Here is a 1,149-nt window from a genome sequence, read left to right on the forward strand (position 1 = left end):
CCGCCGCGGTCTCGGCGGCGGCGCGCAGCTCGGCATGGCTCGCTTCTTGCGCGGCGATCTGCGTGGCGAGTTCGGCCGGGCGCGCTTCCGCCGCGTCGGCTTCGGCGGCGAGCTGCGCCTCGCGCTTGTCCATATCGGCGATGCGCTTGGCGGCTTCGCCGGCGCGAGATTTCCAGCTCGTTTGCTCGGCTTCGGCCGCCGCGAACCGCTCACGATCAGCGGCGATCGCGCGATCGAGCTGGGCGCGGTCAGTACGCGCGTTGGAAGCATTGGTCCGGCGTGCCTCGGCTTCGGCCTGGAGCCGTGCCACCGCCGCGCGGGTGTCGGCGCCATCGGGCAAGGCAGCGCGAGCGGCCTCGGCGCGCGCCAGTTCGGTCTCGGCCTCGCCGGCTTCGGCCGCCACCCGGCGCGCCCGCGTGTCGAGATCGGCGCGCTGCGCCTCGATCCGTTCGAGCTGCGCGGTGGCGCGATCCTCGGCGCGACTCGCCTCGCGCGCAGCATTATCGGCGCGCTCGAGCGACGCGCGGGCGGCCTGGGCATCGGCGCGCGCGGAAGCGATGCGGCGCTCGGCTTCGTCGAGCTGGCCATTGGCTTTCTCGACCGCGCCTTGCGCCTTGGGCCGCGCCTTGTTGAGCGCGGCGAGACGGTTGATCCGCTCAAGCCGTTCGGCAGCAGCAGCGCCGCCCGACTTGGCGACATAGCCGTCCCAGCGCCGGAGCGTGCCGCCGAGCGTCACCAGCCGCTGCCCGACCGCGAGCGCGCGGCCTTCATCCTGTTCGGCCACCAGCACTTGCGCCAGTCGTCGCGCCAGCGCCGCCGGCGCCTCGACATGGTCGGCGAGCCGGGTCAGACCCTGAGCCGACGGGTCACCCGGCTGCGGCTCGGCACCAGCCCAATAGCGATCGGCATTGGCGTCGAGCCCGGTTTCGAGGTCATCGCCCAGCGCCGCCGCCAGCGCGCGTTCATAGCCAGGCGCGGCGCGGACATGATCGAGCAACTTGTCGCGTCCCGATGGCCGCGTCGCCTTTTCGAGCGCCATCACTTCGCTTTCGATCGCGGCGAGTTCGGCGCGTGCGGCGGCGCGTGCCTGTTCGGCGGCGTCGCGCGCTTCCTGCGCGGCGCGCTCGTCGGCATCGGCGCGGGCGCGGG

General features: G+C 73.9%; 1 pseudogene. It reads right to left on the reverse strand.

What is annotated here, in order from left to right:
* Nucleotides 1-1,149 (reverse strand): annotated as a pseudogene (locus SAS01S_RS22955) (chromosome segregation protein); the annotation flags it as partial.

Origin of the sequence: Sphingomonas asaccharolytica NBRC 15499 (assembly GCF_001598355.1) — a bacterium.
Taxonomy (GTDB): domain Bacteria; phylum Pseudomonadota; class Alphaproteobacteria; order Sphingomonadales; family Sphingomonadaceae; genus Sphingomonas; species Sphingomonas asaccharolytica.